At 42.0% G+C, this 16,501-nt stretch carries 19 protein-coding genes; 14 read left to right on the top strand and 5 right to left on the bottom strand.

The annotated features are described in order from the left end of the window. Window positions 1-65 precede the first annotated feature (65 nt). Entirely contained in the window at window positions 66-869 is an 804-nt protein-coding gene (locus C6344_RS08985; protein ID WP_003216672.1) for an NAD kinase, read from the bottom strand. 445 nt (window positions 870-1,314) lie between these two features. Between C6344_RS08985 and sppA the strand changes: the two genes are divergently transcribed. The 13 genes from sppA to C6344_RS08920 all read left to right on the top strand — a co-directional run bounded on the left by sppA (window position 1,315) and on the right by C6344_RS08920 (window position 13,741). Further along, window positions 1,315-2,316, top strand: a complete 1,002-nt coding sequence (gene sppA / locus C6344_RS08980; RefSeq protein ID WP_060596993.1) for a signal peptide peptidase SppA — start codon at window positions 1,315-1,317, stop codon at window positions 2,314-2,316. 14 nt (window positions 2,317-2,330) lie between these two features. Beyond that, window positions 2,331-2,852 (top strand): RDD family protein, encoded by a 522-nt coding sequence (locus C6344_RS08975; RefSeq protein WP_034661878.1) that lies wholly within the window; start codon window positions 2,331-2,333, stop codon window positions 2,850-2,852. A gap of 115 nt (window positions 2,853-2,967) precedes the next feature. Next, complete coding sequence (locus C6344_RS08970; protein WP_223249898.1) at window positions 2,968-3,657, top strand: DUF2953 domain-containing protein; 690 nt, start codon at window positions 2,968-2,970, stop codon at window positions 3,655-3,657. A gap of 14 nt (window positions 3,658-3,671) precedes the next feature. Continuing rightward, window positions 3,672-4,124: a GerW family sporulation protein gene (ytfJ, locus tag C6344_RS08965; RefSeq protein ID WP_003216488.1), complete on the top strand. Its 453-nt coding sequence runs from the start codon at window positions 3,672-3,674 to the stop codon at window positions 4,122-4,124. A 112-nt stretch (window positions 4,125-4,236) separates the two neighbouring features. Beyond that, a complete protein-coding gene (gene tpx / locus C6344_RS08960; RefSeq protein WP_034321005.1) occupies window positions 4,237-4,737 on the top strand; it encodes a thiol peroxidase in 501 nt (166 codons plus the stop codon). Between the two features lie 88 nt (window positions 4,738-4,825). Further along, the gene (locus tag C6344_RS08955) at window positions 4,826-5,800 is read left to right on the top strand and encodes a class I SAM-dependent methyltransferase (protein WP_060596992.1); all 975 of its coding nucleotides are present in this window, start codon (window positions 4,826-4,828) and stop codon (window positions 5,798-5,800) included. Window positions 5,801-6,029: 229 nt separating this feature from the next. Then, on the top strand, window positions 6,030-7,214 hold the full coding sequence (locus C6344_RS08950) for an acetate kinase (RefSeq protein WP_034661872.1): 1,185 nt from the start codon (window positions 6,030-6,032) through the stop codon (window positions 7,212-7,214). A 105-nt stretch (window positions 7,215-7,319) separates the two neighbouring features. Then, complete coding sequence (locus tag C6344_RS08945) at window positions 7,320-7,835, top strand: MogA/MoaB family molybdenum cofactor biosynthesis protein (protein WP_060597087.1); 516 nt, start codon at window positions 7,320-7,322, stop codon at window positions 7,833-7,835. A gap of 173 nt (window positions 7,836-8,008) precedes the next feature. Next, the gene (locus tag C6344_RS08940) at window positions 8,009-9,220 is read left to right on the top strand and encodes an argininosuccinate synthase (RefSeq protein ID WP_106036958.1); all 1,212 of its coding nucleotides are present in this window, start codon (window positions 8,009-8,011) and stop codon (window positions 9,218-9,220) included. After that, a complete protein-coding gene (gene argH, locus C6344_RS08935; protein ID WP_106036957.1) occupies window positions 9,217-10,590 on the top strand; it encodes an argininosuccinate lyase in 1,374 nt (457 codons plus the stop codon). Before C6344_RS08940 ends, argH begins: the two co-directional genes overlap by 4 nt. Window positions 10,591-10,767: 177 nt before the next feature. Next, on the top strand, window positions 10,768-11,523 hold the full coding sequence (locus C6344_RS08930) for an SDR family oxidoreductase (RefSeq protein ID WP_008343153.1): 756 nt from the start codon (window positions 10,768-10,770) through the stop codon (window positions 11,521-11,523). Between the two features lie 66 nt (window positions 11,524-11,589). Then, a complete protein-coding gene (locus tag C6344_RS08925) occupies window positions 11,590-12,273 on the top strand; it encodes a metal-dependent hydrolase (RefSeq protein WP_095285565.1) in 684 nt (227 codons plus the stop codon). Between the two features lie 145 nt (window positions 12,274-12,418). Then, window positions 12,419-13,741 carry a CBS domain-containing protein gene (locus C6344_RS08920; protein ID WP_106072879.1) on the top strand — a complete coding sequence of 441 codons (1,323 nt, stop codon included), beginning with the start codon at window positions 12,419-12,421 and terminating at the stop codon, window positions 13,739-13,741. A gap of 67 nt (window positions 13,742-13,808) precedes the next feature. Here the strand turns inward: C6344_RS08920 and C6344_RS08915 are convergent, their stop codons facing one another. Continuing rightward, window positions 13,809-14,111 (bottom strand): YtpI family protein, encoded by a 303-nt coding sequence (locus C6344_RS08915; protein ID WP_003216665.1) that lies wholly within the window; start codon window positions 14,109-14,111, stop codon window positions 13,809-13,811. 147 nt (window positions 14,112-14,258) lie between these two features. On the opposite strand from C6344_RS08915, the gene C6344_RS08910 reads away from it, so the two are divergent. Continuing rightward, the gene (locus C6344_RS08910) at window positions 14,259-15,200 is read left to right on the top strand and encodes a DHH family phosphoesterase (protein WP_003216520.1); all 942 of its coding nucleotides are present in this window, start codon (window positions 14,259-14,261) and stop codon (window positions 15,198-15,200) included. A 50-nt stretch (window positions 15,201-15,250) separates the two neighbouring features. Here C6344_RS08910 and C6344_RS08905 read toward each other — a convergent pair whose 3' ends face one another. From C6344_RS08905 to ytrH, 3 genes are all read right to left on the bottom strand, one after another. After that, window positions 15,251-15,436 (bottom strand): YtzJ family protein, encoded by a 186-nt coding sequence (locus C6344_RS08905; protein WP_003216400.1) that lies wholly within the window; start codon window positions 15,434-15,436, stop codon window positions 15,251-15,253. A gap of 109 nt (window positions 15,437-15,545) precedes the next feature. Beyond that, window positions 15,546-16,049, bottom strand: a complete 504-nt coding sequence (ytrI, locus tag C6344_RS08900) for a sporulation membrane protein YtrI (protein WP_060596986.1) — start codon at window positions 16,047-16,049, stop codon at window positions 15,546-15,548. After that, window positions 16,046-16,387 (bottom strand): sporulation membrane protein YtrH, encoded by a 342-nt coding sequence (gene ytrH / locus C6344_RS08895; protein ID WP_034661856.1) that lies wholly within the window; start codon window positions 16,385-16,387, stop codon window positions 16,046-16,048. The genes ytrI and ytrH overlap by 4 nt, the downstream gene beginning before the upstream one ends. Window positions 16,388-16,501: the final 114 nt, after the last annotated feature.

The raw sequence follows: 16,501 nt of genomic DNA, 5'->3' as shown, positions 1-16,501 counted from the left end.
ATCATACCATAACCATGACCGTGAATGAAAAGACATGAAAAAAAGCCCCATAAAGGAGCTTTTGATTAAAGGAATCTGCGTTTTACTTTTTCCCAGTAGGAGTTGTCTTTTAATTTCACTGTTTTAATGACTTTTCCTGAAAGGCCGATGTCAATTTGTTTGACGTGTTTCGTGCCAAGCGCTTCGTTATCAAGCCCGATAATTGGATGGTCGTTTCCGTCCTGCACAACCTTCAGCGTTAGCTTGCGGTCACTGCTTAAGATGAAAGGAGCACCCAGTGTACGGTACGAGTTGTTGTTTAGCGATGCAAGCTCTGTGACTTGCATACAAGGGAGCATCGGATCAACCACGGCGCCGTTTACCGATTTATTGTAGGCTGTTGAGCCGGTCGGAGTAGAAATAATCATTCCGTCTCCTCTAAATGTTTCAAAGTGGAAATCATCTATATACACATCGATCACAAATGTTTTAATAATGCTTGAGCGGATCGACAGTTCATTTAAGCAATGGAACTGATTGGTACTGTCAACGCTTACATCGATGATCGGATATTTTCTCACTTCAATCTGTTCAGTGTTCATGGCATCAATCATTTTATCAAAATGCTCTAATGAAAAATCGCAGTATAGATGCGAATTCTCTGTTTTTGATACCCCTACATACAAGCAGTCATCCCGGAAATTCGTTTTGCGGACTGCTTGAAGAAATGTGCCATCCCCGCCAATTGAAGCAATAATATGGGCATCCTCTGCACGCTTGACGACTTGAAAGCCTTGATCGGTAGCGAGCTTCTCCAGAGAAGAAATGTGTCCATCCAATTCATGATCTTTTTTGTAAAAGAAAAATACATTGCGACGATTGTCTGTCATTGACGTTCTCCCCTTTGTTGTCAAAAATAGTTTTCCAATAATAAAGGGCTTACATGTGAACCCTTGCTCACATTTTACACTTTTTTCATATGAAAGTAAAAACATTAGAAAAACCTGCATGATGAAGGCATTCGTTTTTAGAAATGAGTCAATGTAAGGGATTCGAAAAGGGCAGGATTTGAGCATAATTGAATAGCTTCTTTCTCATGAAAGAGTGGTTTAGGTGTTTCGTTGTGGTGTAGAACTAGCCTATTAGGTGCAGAAGGAGGATAAAAAAGCCAATTTTTCGTCATGCGCATCTCAAAGGAGACGATGTAAAGTTGATCGTGAATGAAAAGAGGTGCTATCATATGATGAAATGAAATGTAAAAAAACCACAATTCCTGTGAAACATTTCATGTGGATATTCGTATCAATGAAGAGAGACAAAAAGGAGGAGAAAAAGATGAATGCGAAAAGATGGGTAGCGTTAATCATTGCACTAGGTGTTTTCGGATTTTCAATTGTGATAAGTGTCACGATGGCCTTGTTCGAAAACTTCAATGACAATAAAATGAGCTATCAATTTGGGGATGAAATAGAAGAAAAGGTACTAGAGGATGGAAGCGGTGCTGGGAAAATTGCGGTTCTTGAGATTAATGGAACCATTCAAGATAATGGCGGCGCATCAAGTCTGTTAGGCGGAGAAGGATATGATCATCGTGCATTCCTCAAGGAACTAGAAAAAGCGAAAGATGATGCTTCAGTAAAAGGTGTACTGCTGCGCGTCAACTCTCCTGGCGGCGGTGTCTATGAAAGTGCGGAAATACATAAAAAATTAGAAGAAGTGAAAAAAGCGAAGAAGCCGATTTACGTCTCCATGGGCTCAATGGCAGCATCTGGCGGTTACTACGTATCAACTCCAGCCAAGAAAATCTTTGCTTCACCTGAAACATTAACAGGATCGTTAGGTGTGATCATGCAAAGCTTGAACTATTCAAAGCTGGCGGATAATTTAGGTATTAAATACGAAACAATTAAGAGCGGAAAATTTAAAGACATCATGTCACCAAATCGTGATATGACAAAAGATGAGCGCGACATCATGCAAAGCATGGTTGATAACTCGTATGAAGGGTTTGTCAAAGTCATCTCTGAAGGACGCGGCATGTCAAAACAAGACGTTAAGAAAATTGCTGATGGCCGGGTCTATGACGGAACACAGGCGAAATCGAACGGATTAGTCGATGAGCTAGGATATTATGAAGATGCAATCAAAGCAATGAAGAAAAATGAAAAAGGGTTAAAAGGAGCGACAGTGATCAGCTATTCTCAAAGCTTTGGCTGGAACTCTCTCTTCAATATGAGCGCAAGCAAACTCTTTAAAAGTGAAATTGATTTTCTCAATCTAAAAGAAACACTGGCTGGCTCAAACGGGTCTAAACCGATGTATCTCTATTCAAAATAAAGGAGGGATCATAGATGGATTCTACATTCGATGAAGTAACCGAAAGCCGCAGCCAAGAAGAATCGAATCCGGCTCTTGCGAAACGTGCAGTGATTGAAGCACAGGCGTTTGCAGGCTTTTGGATTAGGTTTTGGGCGTTTATTCTTGATTGGCTCGTCGTCTGGGGTGTCAACCATTTGACGGTTTCTCCAATCTTTAGCCTGTTTGGCTGGTCCAAAGGAGGAGGATGGTTTTCTCCATTCTCCGTCACAACGACGATTGTATTCCTGCTTTATTTCGCCATCATGACGAAAATCTTTCAACAAACACTCGGCAAAATGGTGTTTGGGATCAAAGTGGTCTCGCTTCAGCCTGAGAAGAAGCTGGCATGGGATGTCATTTTCTTTAGAGAGATTGTAGGTCGCTACATTAATACGCTCTTTGTTCTCTATGCTGTCGTTGGGTTCTCACCGAAAAAGCAAGGGGTTCATGATTACTTTGCCGATACGGTGGTCGTCCATGAACATTTATATGAAAAAACAGAAGCAAACGTATAATCAGAGGAGTTTGGCCGGGTACCGGTCAAACTCTTTTTTCATGATTGGGTATAAAATCCAGAATGAGAGCCATAATCGTAGAGAAGCATCATTTGTTATGGAGGAAGTGAGCACAGTGCTTTACGTTTGGATCGCAGCTTTTTTGTTCCTTGGGATCTTATTGATCTTCATGAAAGTAACCATTTCACTGGATTATTCACATGCAAATGACAATGACCACCTTGCACTGAAGATCATCACCTTATATGGAATCATCAGACTCAAAAAAGACATTCCGATGGTGAGGGTCAATCCAGAAGATCAAACGATTGATATACGTGAAAAGAAAATGGCGAGCGCCAAAACCCCTAGTCACGAAAAAGAATCCATACATCAAAAAGTGGGAAAACGTGATATGAAGCAAATCCTTCATCAAATGGAGCGCATCACAAAAGAGATCGTCGATTTAAACCGGATCATGCGTAAATTCTTCATTCACATCAGAATTGTATCGTTTCACTGGTCAACATGGATCGGCTTTCATGACGCCGCTTTAACAGGTGTAGCAGCCGGCGGTGTGTGGTCAGTCAAAGGAGCACTGCTTGCCTTTATGCAGGAGCATCTCACCTTTAAGCATAAACCGGTATATGAAGTCATTCCTGCCTTTCAGCATAATGTGTCACAAACCCAGTTTACATGTATAGCTTATTTTCGTATTGGACATGCTATGCTTGCAGCCATTCGTTTACTTGTCCATTGGTTAAAAGGAAGAAAGGCGAGAAAAAATGCCTCTCTTCAAGCAACGAAGAATGAATCATCTGTTTAAGGAGGAACCCGAAAATGGCAGATCATCCAATCCAAGGTCTTATGAAGACAGCGATGGAAAACTTAAAAGAAATGATAGACGTGAATACGATCATCGGCGATCCAGTCGAAACCCCTGACGGCAGTGTCATTCTTACTGTGTCGAAGGTTGGTTTTGGATTTGCAGCTGGCGGCAGTGAATTTAACGGGAACCAAAAGAAAGAAAAACGTTCTGATGATCAAGAACGAAAAGAACCGAGACTCCCATTTGGCGGAGGAAGCGGCGGAGGTGTGTCTATTACACCAATCGCCTTCTTAATTGTCGGAACAAATGGCGTTCGAATGCTTCATTTGGATGAACATACACATCTGCTTGATAAAATATTGGATTCTGCTCCTCAAGCAATTGAACGTCTTCAGCACATGTTTAAGAAGGATGAACGGGAGAACCGTCATAAAGAACGAAAACTAGATGACATAGACCTTTAAAAAGTTAGCTGCGCTGCAGTTAACTTTTTTTTCAAAAGTGACGATTAGGCTTTGCAGTTTTTTGCTTTCTCTACTATGATAGAACCATACATTTGATAAGGGAGGAATTGTTTTGGCATCGATCACATTTAAAGGGAGTTCTGTCACGCTTGTAGGAAATGAAGTGAAAGTAGGCGAGCAGGCTCCAGATTTCACGGTATTAACGAACTCACTAGGGGAAGTTTCACTTTCAGATTTAACAGGAAAAGTGACGATCATCTCAGTGATTCCTTCTATTGATACAGGTGTGTGTGACGCACAAACAAGACGTTTCAATGAAGAGGCAGCCGGTTTAGGTCCGGTCAATATCTATACAATTAGTGCAGACCTTCCATTTGCACAAGCACGCTGGTGCGGAGCAAACGGAATTGAAAATGTCGAAACATTATCTGATCACAGAGATATGTCATTTGGTGAAGCATTCGGAGTATATATGAAAGAATTGCGTTTATTGGCGCGCGCAGTCTTCGTATTAGACCCGAGCGGAAAAGTGGTTTACACTGAATACGTAAGCGAAGCAACGAATCACCCAAATTATGAAAAAGCCATTGAAGCTGCAAAATCACTGTTATAAAAGCAGCATCGACAAGAGCTCCGGCTTCATCCTGGGGCTCTTTTCAATGAGGAGATATAGCTTTTAACAAAGCGAGGAGAGAAAAGCATTGCAGAAAGATCAAGTAAGTACGATTTTTGAGCTGCTCGATACAGCTTCTATTCGATTAAAAAAGGACCAAAGCATTTCCTATATTGAAGCATTGGCTGAAGCAGGAGAAGCCTTTTTCCAAGCAAATGATCGAGACGGTTTACTAAAGGATTTAATAGAGAAAGCAGATTTTGCCTCTTATGATCATGAGCAGATTCGTAAAGCGTTTCAGCTCGCCGTATTGAAAGGACAAAAGGATATTTCCCATCCAAATCGTCAGATGACCCCAGATACGATCGGGCTGTTTGTCAGCTATTTGGTGAATAAATTTTTAGAAGGACAAAAAGAGCTTGTTGTCTTTGATCCAGCAGCGGGAACAGGGAACTTACTGCTTGCTGTCTTAAACAATCTCACTGCAGAAACAAAGCGCGGCTTTGCGTCTGAAATTGATGATGTACTCATTAAAATTGCATGGGCACAGGCAAACTTGGAAGAGAAGGAAGTCGAGCTTTTCCATCAAGACAGCCTTGAGCCGCTTTTGATCTCACCAGTAGATGTCACTGTATGCAGTCTGCCAGTCGGTTATTACCCAAATGATGAGCGTGCAGCAGACTATGATTTGAAGGCAAAAGAAGGACATGCCTTTGCCCATTATTTATTCATTGAACAAAGCCTTCGTTATACGAAAGAAGGCGGCTTCTTATTCTTCATCATTCCAAACGATTTGTTTGAAGGAAAAGAAAGCGTGCAATTAAAGGATTTTATCAAAGATCATGCATATATGAATGCGTTAATTCAGCTGCCGGTCTCTATGTTCAAGGACAAAAAGCACGCCAAAAGCTTGTTTGTGATGCAAAAGAAAAAGGAAGGCTTGGAAGCACCAAAACGGATGCTCTTTGCCAATCTGCCGTCTTTCTCACAAAAGGAAGCCATGGTGGATGTGATGAGAAAATTAGACCAGTGGTTTATAGAAGAAAAAGAAACGAAAGAATAGCCAGAGTGATGTCTGGCTATTTTATTATTCAGAAAATAACGACTTATCGATGTAAGCGGTAACAGTTTGAAGGTGCACTTGAAATGCAAAGTTTTCAATGTTTAAATGAAAAAGTCAGATATTTTTCGGACTTATCGTTAAACTATAAAAGACCCGTCAAACAGGTTGAATATAGCACCGGAAAAAACGTGAAACCTTATATAACAACTGAGTAAAAGGAGCGACAGGAATGTCTAAAATTATTGCAATCAACGCAGGAAGCTCATCTCTTAAATTCCAATTGTTCGACATGCCAGAAGAAACCGTTTTAACCAAAGGCCTTGTTGAAAGAATCGGAATGGACAACAGTATCTTCACGATTTCTGTAGATGGAGAAAAGAAAACAGAAATCACAGATATTCCAGATCATGCAGTAGCGGTCAAAATGCTGCTTGAAAAACTAATTGAATTTAACATCATCAAAGACTTTAATGAAATTGATGGCGTAGGACACCGCGTCGTTCACGGCGGAGAGAAATTCAGCGACTCTGTTCTTTTAACAGATGAAGTCATCAATGACATTGATCAGCTTTCAGAGCTAGCACCACTACACAACCCTGCAAACGTTGTAGGAATCAAAGCATTCAAACAAATTCTGCCTGACGTACCAGCGATTGCTGTGTTCGATACAGCCTTCCACCAAACAATGCCAGAGCAGTCTTACCTATACAGCCTTCCATACGACTACTACAAAAACTTTGGTATTCGTAAATACGGATTCCACGGGACAAGCCATAAGTTCGTAACAGAGCGTGCAGCAGAGCTATTAGGCCGTCCTCTTGAAGAGCTTCGTTTGATCTCTTGCCACCTTGGAAATGGTGCGAGTATCGCAGCAGTTGAAGGCGGAAAATCAATCGATACTTCAATGGGCTTCACACCGCTTGCGGGTGTTGCAATGGGTACACGTTCAGGTAACATTGACCCTGCCCTTATTCCATTTATTATGGAGAAAACAGGACATACAGCTGAAGAAGTACTTTCTACTTTGAATAAGAAGAGTGGTCTTTTAGGTGTGTCTGGTCTATCAAGTGATCTTCGTGATATCGAAGAAGCAACAGAAGAAGGAAACGACCGTGCAGAAGTAGCTCTTGATATTTTTGCAAGCCGTATTCATAAATACATCGGTTCTTATGCAGCGAGAATGAATGGTGTAGATGCGATCATCTTCACAGCTGGAATCGGTGAAAACAGTTCAGAAGTAAGAGCTCGTGTACTTCGTGGTCTAGAATTCATGGGCGTTTACTGGGATCCTTCTCTTAACAACATGAGAGGCGAAGAAGCATTCATCAGCTACCCGCACTCTCCTGTAAAAGTGATCGTCATTCCAACGAACGAAGAAGTAATGATTGCAAGAGACGTTATGCGCTTAGCATAATCAAAAATGAAAAAGCTCTTTTCCAATAAGGAAAAGAGCTTTTTTCTGTTAAAAGCAGCATGCTATAATGTTGTCCAATACGAAGCAAAAGGGAGCGGTGAGAAAATGAGCGTGACAGAACATAAACGTGAGGCGAAAGAGAGGCTTTATTTAAAAGTTATTACGGTCAGTGATACAAGAACGAAAGAAACAGATAAAAGCGGCCGCCTGATGATTGATTTGCTTAAAGAACAGGGACATCTCATTCTTGCATACGATATTGTAAAAGATGACATTGGAGCGATCCAAGACGCTGTGTTAGAGGGAACAAGCGAACCGAAAATAGATGCCGTCTTGTTAAACGGGGGCACAGGAATTGCAGCAAGGGATGTCACCATTGAAGCGATCACCCCGCTTTTCTCCAAGGAGCTGCCAGGCTTTGGCGAAATCTTCCGCATGCTGAGCTATACAGAAGACATTGGTTCAGCCGCTATCTTGTCCCGGGCAGCGGCTGGGGTCGTCAATCAAAAAGCGGTTTTTGCCACACCAGGCTCTACTGGAGCTGTTCGTTTAGCCATGACAAAACTCATCATTCCAGAGCTTCCTCACGTCTTACGAGAGCTTGAAAAGGATCAAAAATAGCCCAAAATGACTCGGCCAAGAAAATTTGGCGGAGTTTTTTTCATAAAGGGGTTGAAAAAACAATTTTTCCTTGTTACAGTGTATACATACTAAATGCATGTTTATAAATTAAAACTTATTTTTATACAAAAAACATTCACAGAATCAAAACAAGCGAGAGGAGCTTTTCAATCATGTCACAAAATAAAAAAGTCGTATTAGCATATTCCGGAGGTCTTGATACCTCTGTTGCAGTTAAATGGTTACAAGAGCAAGGATACGAAGTCGTTGCTTGCTGCCTGGACGTCGGTGAAGGAAAAGACTTAGCATTCGTTCAACAAAAAGCACTTCAAGTCGGAGCGGTTCAGTCTTACATGATTGACGCAAAAGAAGAGTTTGCTGAAGAATTTGCACTGACTGCATTACAAGCACACACGATGTATGAAGGGAAATATCCGCTTGTATCTGCATTATCTCGTCCACTTATTGCAAAAAAACTAGTGGAAGTCGCAGAAAAAGAAAATGCAGTAGCGGTTGCACACGGATGTACTGGTAAAGGAAACGACCAAGTCCGTTTTGAAGTATCTATTAAAGCATTGAATCCAGACCTAGAAGTTCTTGCACCAGTGCGTGAGTGGAAATGGTCTCGTGATGAAGAAATCGATTATGCTCAAAAGCACGGTATTCCAATTCCGATTAACTTAGACAGCCCATATTCAATCGACCAAAACCTTTGGGGCAGAAGTAACGAGTGCGGCATTTTAGAAGATCCTTGGGCTGCACCGCCAGAAGGAGCATATGATCTAACGACTCCACTTGAAAAAACACCTGACACACCTGAGATCATCGAAATCACGTTTGAAAAAGGAAAACCAACAGCCATTGACGGTATCCAGTATTCATTATCTGATCTCATCCTTCATTTAAATGAAGTCGCTGGTCAGCATGGGGTTGGCAGAATCGATCACGTTGAAAACCGTCTTGTGGGCATCAAATCTCGTGAAGTGTACGAGTGCCCAGGTGCTGTCACACTTCTAAAAGCGCATAAAGAGCTTGAAGATTTAACACTAGTGAAAGAAGTCGCACACTTTAAGCCAATCATTGAACAAAAAATGGCTGAATTAATATACAACGGATTATGGTTCTCACCGCTTAAAGAAGCATTAGATGCTTTCTTACAAGAAACACAACAGAACGTAACAGGTGTTGTACGTGTGAAACTATTTAAAGGCCATGCCATTGTAGAAGGACGTAAATCACCATATTCACTTTATGATGAAAATCTAGCAACATACACAAAAGCAGATGAATTCGATCATGATGCTGCGGTAGGATTTATTAATCTTTGGGGCTTACCAACAAAAGTAAACAGCATCGTGAATAAAAAGGAGCAGGTTAAAGCATGAAAAAGCTTTGGGGAGGCCGATTTCAAAAAACACCAGAAAAATGGGTCGATGAGTTTGGCGCGTCCATTCATTTCGACAAACAATTAGTCAAAGAAGATCTGACCGGCTCCCTTGCTCATGCAAGTATGCTGAATACATGCGGTATCCTGGGCGATAACGAGGCCGCTGCCATCAAAGATGGACTGAATACGCTCATGAAAAAGGCAGAGGCAGATGAATTGGAATTCTCAGTCGATTATGAGGACATCCATTTAAACCTTGAAAAAATGCTCATTGATGAGATTGGTCCGCTTGGCGGCAAATTGCACACAGCGAGAAGTCGGAATGATCAGGTTGCAACCGATATGCATTTATATTTGAATAACCAAGTAGAGCATATCATTGAACTGATCTCGTCCTTTCAAACAGTGCTTGTGGAAAAAGCAGAACAGCATGTTGAAACGATTTTTCCAGGATATACGCACTTGCAGCGTGCACAGCCTATTTCCTTTGCTCATCATATGCTCGCTTATTTCTGGATGCTTGAACGTGACAAAGCGCGTTTTCAAGATTCTTTGAAGCGAATTAACGTGTCTCCACTTGGATGCGGAGCGTTAGCAGGAACGACATTTCCGATTGATCGTGAATATACAGCAGAGCTGCTTGGCTTTGATCATATTTACGAAAACAGCCTTGATGGCGTAAGTGATCGGGATTTCATTTTAGAGTTTTTGTCTAATAGCAGCCTTGTGATGATGCATCTCTCACGTCTTTGTGAGGAAATCATTTTATGGTGCTCTCAAGAATTCAAATTCATTGAGCTTGATGACACATATGCAACAGGGAGCAGCATGATGCCGCAAAAGAAAAACCCGGATATGGCTGAATTGATCCGCGGGAAAACAGGCCGTGTATATGGCAACCTGATGGGGCTTCTCACCATTATGAAAGGCTTGCCGCTTACGTATAACAAAGACTTACAAGAAGATAAGGAAGGCATGTTTGATACAGTGAAAACCATCGCTGGCAGCCTGCAAATCTTCACAGGCATGATTCAAACAATGACAGTGAACGAAGATGTCATGAAAAAGGCAACAAAAGAAGATTTCTCAAATGCGACCGAAGTGGCAGACTACCTAGCGAAAAAAGGCATGCCATTCCGTGAAGCACACGAAATCGTTGGCAAGCTCGTGTATACGTGCATTCAAAAAGGCATCTACTTAAGTGATCTTCCGTTTGAAACATTCACAGAAGCGAGCGATCTTTTTGAAGAAGACATTTACACCGTTCTTGATCCGTATGTTGCTGTTGAAAAAAGAACAAGTGCAGGTGGAACTGGATTTAAACAAATTCAGCTCGCTTTAGAAAAAGCAAAAGCCTGCCTAGCGTAACACGTCAAAAAACCATTCGTATGATGCGGATGGTTTTTTTGCTGTCAGAAAGGAGAATCCTCTTCCTTGGAGAACATGATAGCAGAAAGGGTTCATAAGTGCGCCAGATGCTGGTTTATAGTAAAGTAAAGATAAGAAACATGTGAACTTGCAACCTTTGCTTTAGGAGGAGATTGTGTGCGACACGCATTAATAACAGCGGGTTCTAAAGGACTTGGCAGGAAAGTAACCGAGTCTTTACTGAATATGGGGTATTCTGTGACAGTGAATTATCGAAGTGATGATGAAGCTGTCCGGCAGATGAAAGAAGAATTGCAGGAATACGAAGAAAAGCTTCAATTTGTCCAAGGAGATGTGACAAACAAAGAAGATTTAAAAAACATGGTAGAGCTGGCAGCAGAGCGATTTGGGCGGATCGATGCCTTGATTAACAATGCTGGACCTTATATTTTTGAACGTAAGAAACTAGCGGATTACTCTGAAGATGAATGGTATCAAATGATGGAAGGCAACCTATCCGCAGTGTTCCATTTGTTCCGAATGGTCATCCCCATGATGAGAAAACAAGGCTTTGGCCGCATTATCACGTATGGCTTCCAAGGAGCAGACCATGCACCAGGCTGGATGCACAGATCAGCCTTCGGAGCGGCAAAAGTGGGGCTGGCGTCACTTACGAAAACCATTGCGATAGAAGAAGCCGAAAACGGCATCACAGCCAATATGGTTTGCCCAGGCAAAATCGTTGGAGACATGAAAGAATCCACAATAGAAGAAGCACGCCAGATCAAAGACGATGAAACGCCTATTGGCAGGTCTGGTACTGGAGAGGATATCGGGCGCATCATTTCATTTTTATGCGATGACCGCTCAGACCTGATTACAGGGACCGTTATTGAAGCAACAGGTGGTCTTAACGTCATTCACAGACATTAAGTTTTTCAGTTTTTTATACAGGGAATAGATGAAATGAGATCAAATTCGAAAGGTGGATATACTCACATGAAAGCTACATATCACGGACATTCAGTCGTACACATTGAAACAAACGGATACCATATTTGGATTGATCCATTTTTAAATGGAAATAAGCACACAGATATCAAGCCGCAAGATGTCAAAGCGGATGTTATTTTACTGACACATGGGCATGGAGATCACCTCGGTGATACCATTGAAATCGCTAAAAACAATGACGCGCTCGTTGTCGCGCCAAACGAACTTGCCGTTTATTTAAGCTGGCAAGGGGTGAAAACGCACCCGCTTCATATCGGCGGCGGACGTGAGTTTGAATTTGGTAAAGTCAAGCTCACGCAAGCGTTCCATGGTTCAGCTGTCATTGATGAAGATGCAAAAACGATTACGTATACAGGCATGCCATCAGGTATTTTATTTACTGCAGAGGGCAAAACGATTTATCATGCTGGAGACACTGCGCTCTTTTCAGATATGAAGCTGATCGGTGAGCTGAATCATATTGAGCTTGCATTCCTTCCGATCGGTGATAACTTCACGATGGGACCGGACGATGCAAGAATCGCAGCCGAATGGCTTCGGGCGAAGCAGGTCGTGCCGATTCACTACAGCACATTCCCGCCGATTGAGCAGGACCCCCATGCATTTGCAGACAGCCTGCATGGCGGCGTTGGTCATGTGTTAAACAGCGGAGAATCGATTGAGATTTAATCAACATAGCAAAAAGCCGGCATTCCAATGCCGGCTTTTTTTGTTTACGTGTATCGTGCTGAAAAAGACAAATTGCTATTAAAAGCCTCCTGCCCTTATAATGAAACATAGATGAAAACGCTGAAAACAAAAAGGGTGAACGGGATTGGCGACAAAGCATGAACAAATTTTATCGTATATTGATTCATTAGATGTTGGAGAGAAAATTTCTGTCCGGCGTATTGCGAAAGAAATGAAAGTGAGTGAAGGGACCGCTTACCGGGCCATCAAGGATGCTGAAAATAAAGGATTCGTCAGTACCATTGAACGAGTTGGTACCATTCGGATTGAACAGAAGAAAAAAGAAAATATTGAAAAGCTGACATATGCAGAAGTGGTCAATGTTATTGATGGACAGGTGCTTGGAGGACGAACGGGCTTACATAAAACATTAAACAAATTTGTCATCGGTGCGATGGAGCTTGATGCGATGATGCGCTACACGGCAGCTGGAAACCTGCTGATTGTCGGAAACCGGATCAATGCACACAGACAAGCATTAGAGGCAGGAGCAGCTGTGCTGGTCACGGGCGGCTTCTCAACAGATGATGAAATCATTCAGCTCGCAGATGAGCTTGAGCTGCCGATCTTATCGACAAGCTACGATACATTTACCGTAGCAGCTCTCATAAACCGAGCCATTTATGACCAACTCATAAAAAAAGAGATTGTGCTTGTGGAAGATATTTTAACGCCGATCGAACGAACGGTGTATTTATCACCAGAGGATAAGCTTGAAAAATGGTATGAAAAGAATTATGAAACTGGCCATGGCCGTTTTCCGGTCGCAGACGACCAAATGAAAATTCACGGAATCCTCACCTCAAAGGATATCGCGGGGCATGACCGCTCTACACCGATTGAAAAGGTGATGACGAAAAATCCGCTGACAGTCATTGGAAAAACCTCTGTCGCCTCTGCTGCTCAAATGATGGTATGGGAAGGCATTGAGGTGCTGCCAGTCGTAGATGATTATGCGAAACTAATTGGGATGATCAGTCGTCAGGATGTGCTGAAGGCGCTTCAAATGATTCAAAAGCAGCCGCAGGTCGGCGAAAAACTGGATGATGTTGTCTCAAGAGGCTTTAAAGAGACCGATACAGATAAGCCAAAGGCAGATGCTGTGTATCAATATGAGGTCACACCCCAAATGACAAACCAGCTTGGAAACATTTCATATGGAGTGTTCACGCAAATTTTAATTGAATCCGCCAACCGCTTCTTAAAGTCTCATAAAAAAGGGGAGCTGATTGTCGAAAGTCTCTCTGTCTACTTCTTAAAACCGGTTCAAATGGAATCCACGATACAGATCAAGCCAAATATTTTAGAAGTAGGACGCAAGTTTGGAAAGCTGGAAGTGGAGGTTTATCATCAATCGAATATCGTCGGGAAAGCGATGCTGATGGTGCAGCTGATGGAGAGAGGATAATCGTAAAAGGGCGATGACAAAAATGACAAAGGGCTAAAATAAACATCATTTTAGCCCTTCTCTCTTATTATGCGTGATCTTTTTCGCCTTCCTTTAAAAAGAGCGGAAGGTAATGCTTGTAGGCTTTATATCCAGCCCACGTACTGCCGATACCGACAGCAACAAAAATAAATCCAATGACAAATGCGAGTGACGAGCGGTTTAAAAATAATTGATTCACACCGAAGAGCAGGACAAAGCAGCCAAGTGCCATACTGGATTTCGCCGACCAGAATTTCTTTTCGACTGGACGGTTCGTACGGACATTCTTTGCTTTGTAGTATAAATAAAACATGGCAGAACAAATAATAAACACAATCAAAACAAGCATGTGCCAAGCCTCCATTGTAAGTGGTTACAACCCTATTTTAAACGTAAATAGGCTTGCTTACTAGAATAAATTGTCTATTTCTCACTTTTCCGTCAGGATAGATTATGATTTAATAATAAAAAGAGTATCGGATAAGAAGGAGTTTTTATGAAAAAAGAACTGATTAGAACCATATCATTATATGACACCATCATCATTCATAGACATGTAAGACCAGATCCTGATGCGTATGGATCGCAGTGCGGCCTTACGGAAATCTTGCGTGCCACCTATCCAGAAAAAAATATTTATGCGACAGGAACCCCGGAGCCATCCCTTTCATTTTTGTATGAACTTGATGAGGTGCCGGATGACGTGTACAAAGATGCCCTTGTCATTGTCTGTGATACAGCCAATCAAGCAAGAATTGACGATCAGCGCTATTCAATGGGCGATAAGCTGATGAAAATTGACCATCATCCAAATGAAGATCCGTATGGTGATTTGCTTTGGGTGGATACAGAGGCAAGCTCTGTGAGCGAAATGATTTATGAATTGTATTTAGAGGGGAAAGAAGAAGGATATCAGCTGAATACAAAGGCGGCTGAACTCATTTATGCCGGCATTGTAGGAGACACAGGCCGCTTCCTTTTCCCAAACACGACGAAAAAGACGCTCAAATATGCTGGAGAACTTATTGAATATCCATTTTCATCTTCAGACCTTTTCAATCAATTGTATGAGACGGATCTGAATGTCGTGAAATTAAATGGCTATATTTTTCAACATATTTCTTTGTCAGAGAATGGGGTCGCCTCTGTTTTCATTAAGCAGGATATTTTGGAATCGTTCCAAACAACAGCGCAGCAAGCCTCACAGCTTGTTGGGACACTTGGAAATATTGCAGGGATTAAGGCATGGGTCTTTTTTGTGGAAGAAAACGATCAGATTCGTGTCAGATTCCGCTCGAAAGGCGTCGTCATTAATACCATTGCGAAAAAATATCATGGCGGCGGCCACCCGCTTGCAGCTGGTGCGTCTATTTATGATTGGGCCGTGGCAGATGAGATTTTGCGTGATTTAGAAGAAGTATGTAAATCATCATCATGAGAGAGGGGGCTTCAAGTCCCCTCTCTCTTTTTTTGTCATGGAGAAAAGGGTTACTTGCATACAGGGATAAACCAGCAGCCGATGTCAGTTGAATCTTCATAGGCTTGGAGATTTTGATGCTTTAATTCTTTTTTAATTAAATGAGCCATCATTTCTGTCTCAGCATAAGCACACATGCCGTCTTTGATCCGGCTTGCTTTGTCTCGTGCCATTTGACGATAGCTGTAAACCTCCATTGTCCTCACCTCTTTCTGTTTTAGATCTCGTTCTACTTTTAGTGTATAAAAATAATGAGGGAAAAGCGATCATTGAGGGCAGAAATTCATAAAAATTCCACATGATCATTTATTCAGCAAATGAAATGCGCACTTCAAGTGAAAGCTTCGTATAAATCGTCAGCTCTGTCACTTTGGCGCGGTATGCCTTTTCCCGAATGGTATATTCTTTGTTTTCCACCGTCCGTTTTAATAATTCCTTTGTTTTATAGACACTTTCAATATCCTTTGTAATGACCTCTGAGATATCCTCTTTGACCTGATCTTCAAATTTCAGCGTATCTGGCTCTGGGATTTTATATTGCTCACGATTGACGAGATGGACATCTACGCTTTGGATCAGCAGCCGTTTCTTATTATCCTCATTTAACTTATGCAAATCTTCCCGATAGAGTGTGATTTGTTCTTTCAGACTGTCCATATGGTGCTGCTGGCTTCTAAGCTGTGTCACCTGCTTTTCCTGAAAGGTTCCGTATGTAAAGAGGAAAATGAGCCAGCTCACAATCGCGCCAAACATCATCCCTGCAAAAAAACGCTGCCAGCCTGGACGTTTGTACAGCTCCGGCACCCTCATGATGACACATGCTCCTGTGTGAGCCACGTAATAATGAGATAACCTGTTTGCGCACCGCCCATGGCAGAGACAATTAATAAAATCTGCTTGAAAATATCACGCGTGTTCCCTTCGAAAATGCCTCTTTCAAAGCTATAAACGGCATCAAAAGTTCCACCGATAGCTGCGACAAGCGCCCAAATCTTTAAACGGTTGGCAAGACTCGTAATAATGGATAAAGGCGGCTGACCAGATAAATAAGCACCAACACCACCTATGATGGCACCGCCCAAAATGACCCCAAGAGCAATAAAATAACAGCTAATAAAATTCGGAATAAAAGCTTCCTTCACATCCATTGTGTCCACCTCACTCTATTCAATATATGGTGTGTGCAGGACAAGTATGAACGGACAGAAAAGAAAGAACATTTGTTTCTCACCGCATCGCGTTTTATAATGAAAGAATGACTT

It is taken from the genome of Bacillus sp. GBSW19 (genome assembly GCF_002998655.1).
Taxonomy (GTDB): Bacteria; Bacillota; Bacilli; order Bacillales; family Bacillaceae; genus Bacillus.
Note: the sequence above shows the minus strand (reverse complement) of the source record. Positions and strands in the feature narration are given on the sequence as shown.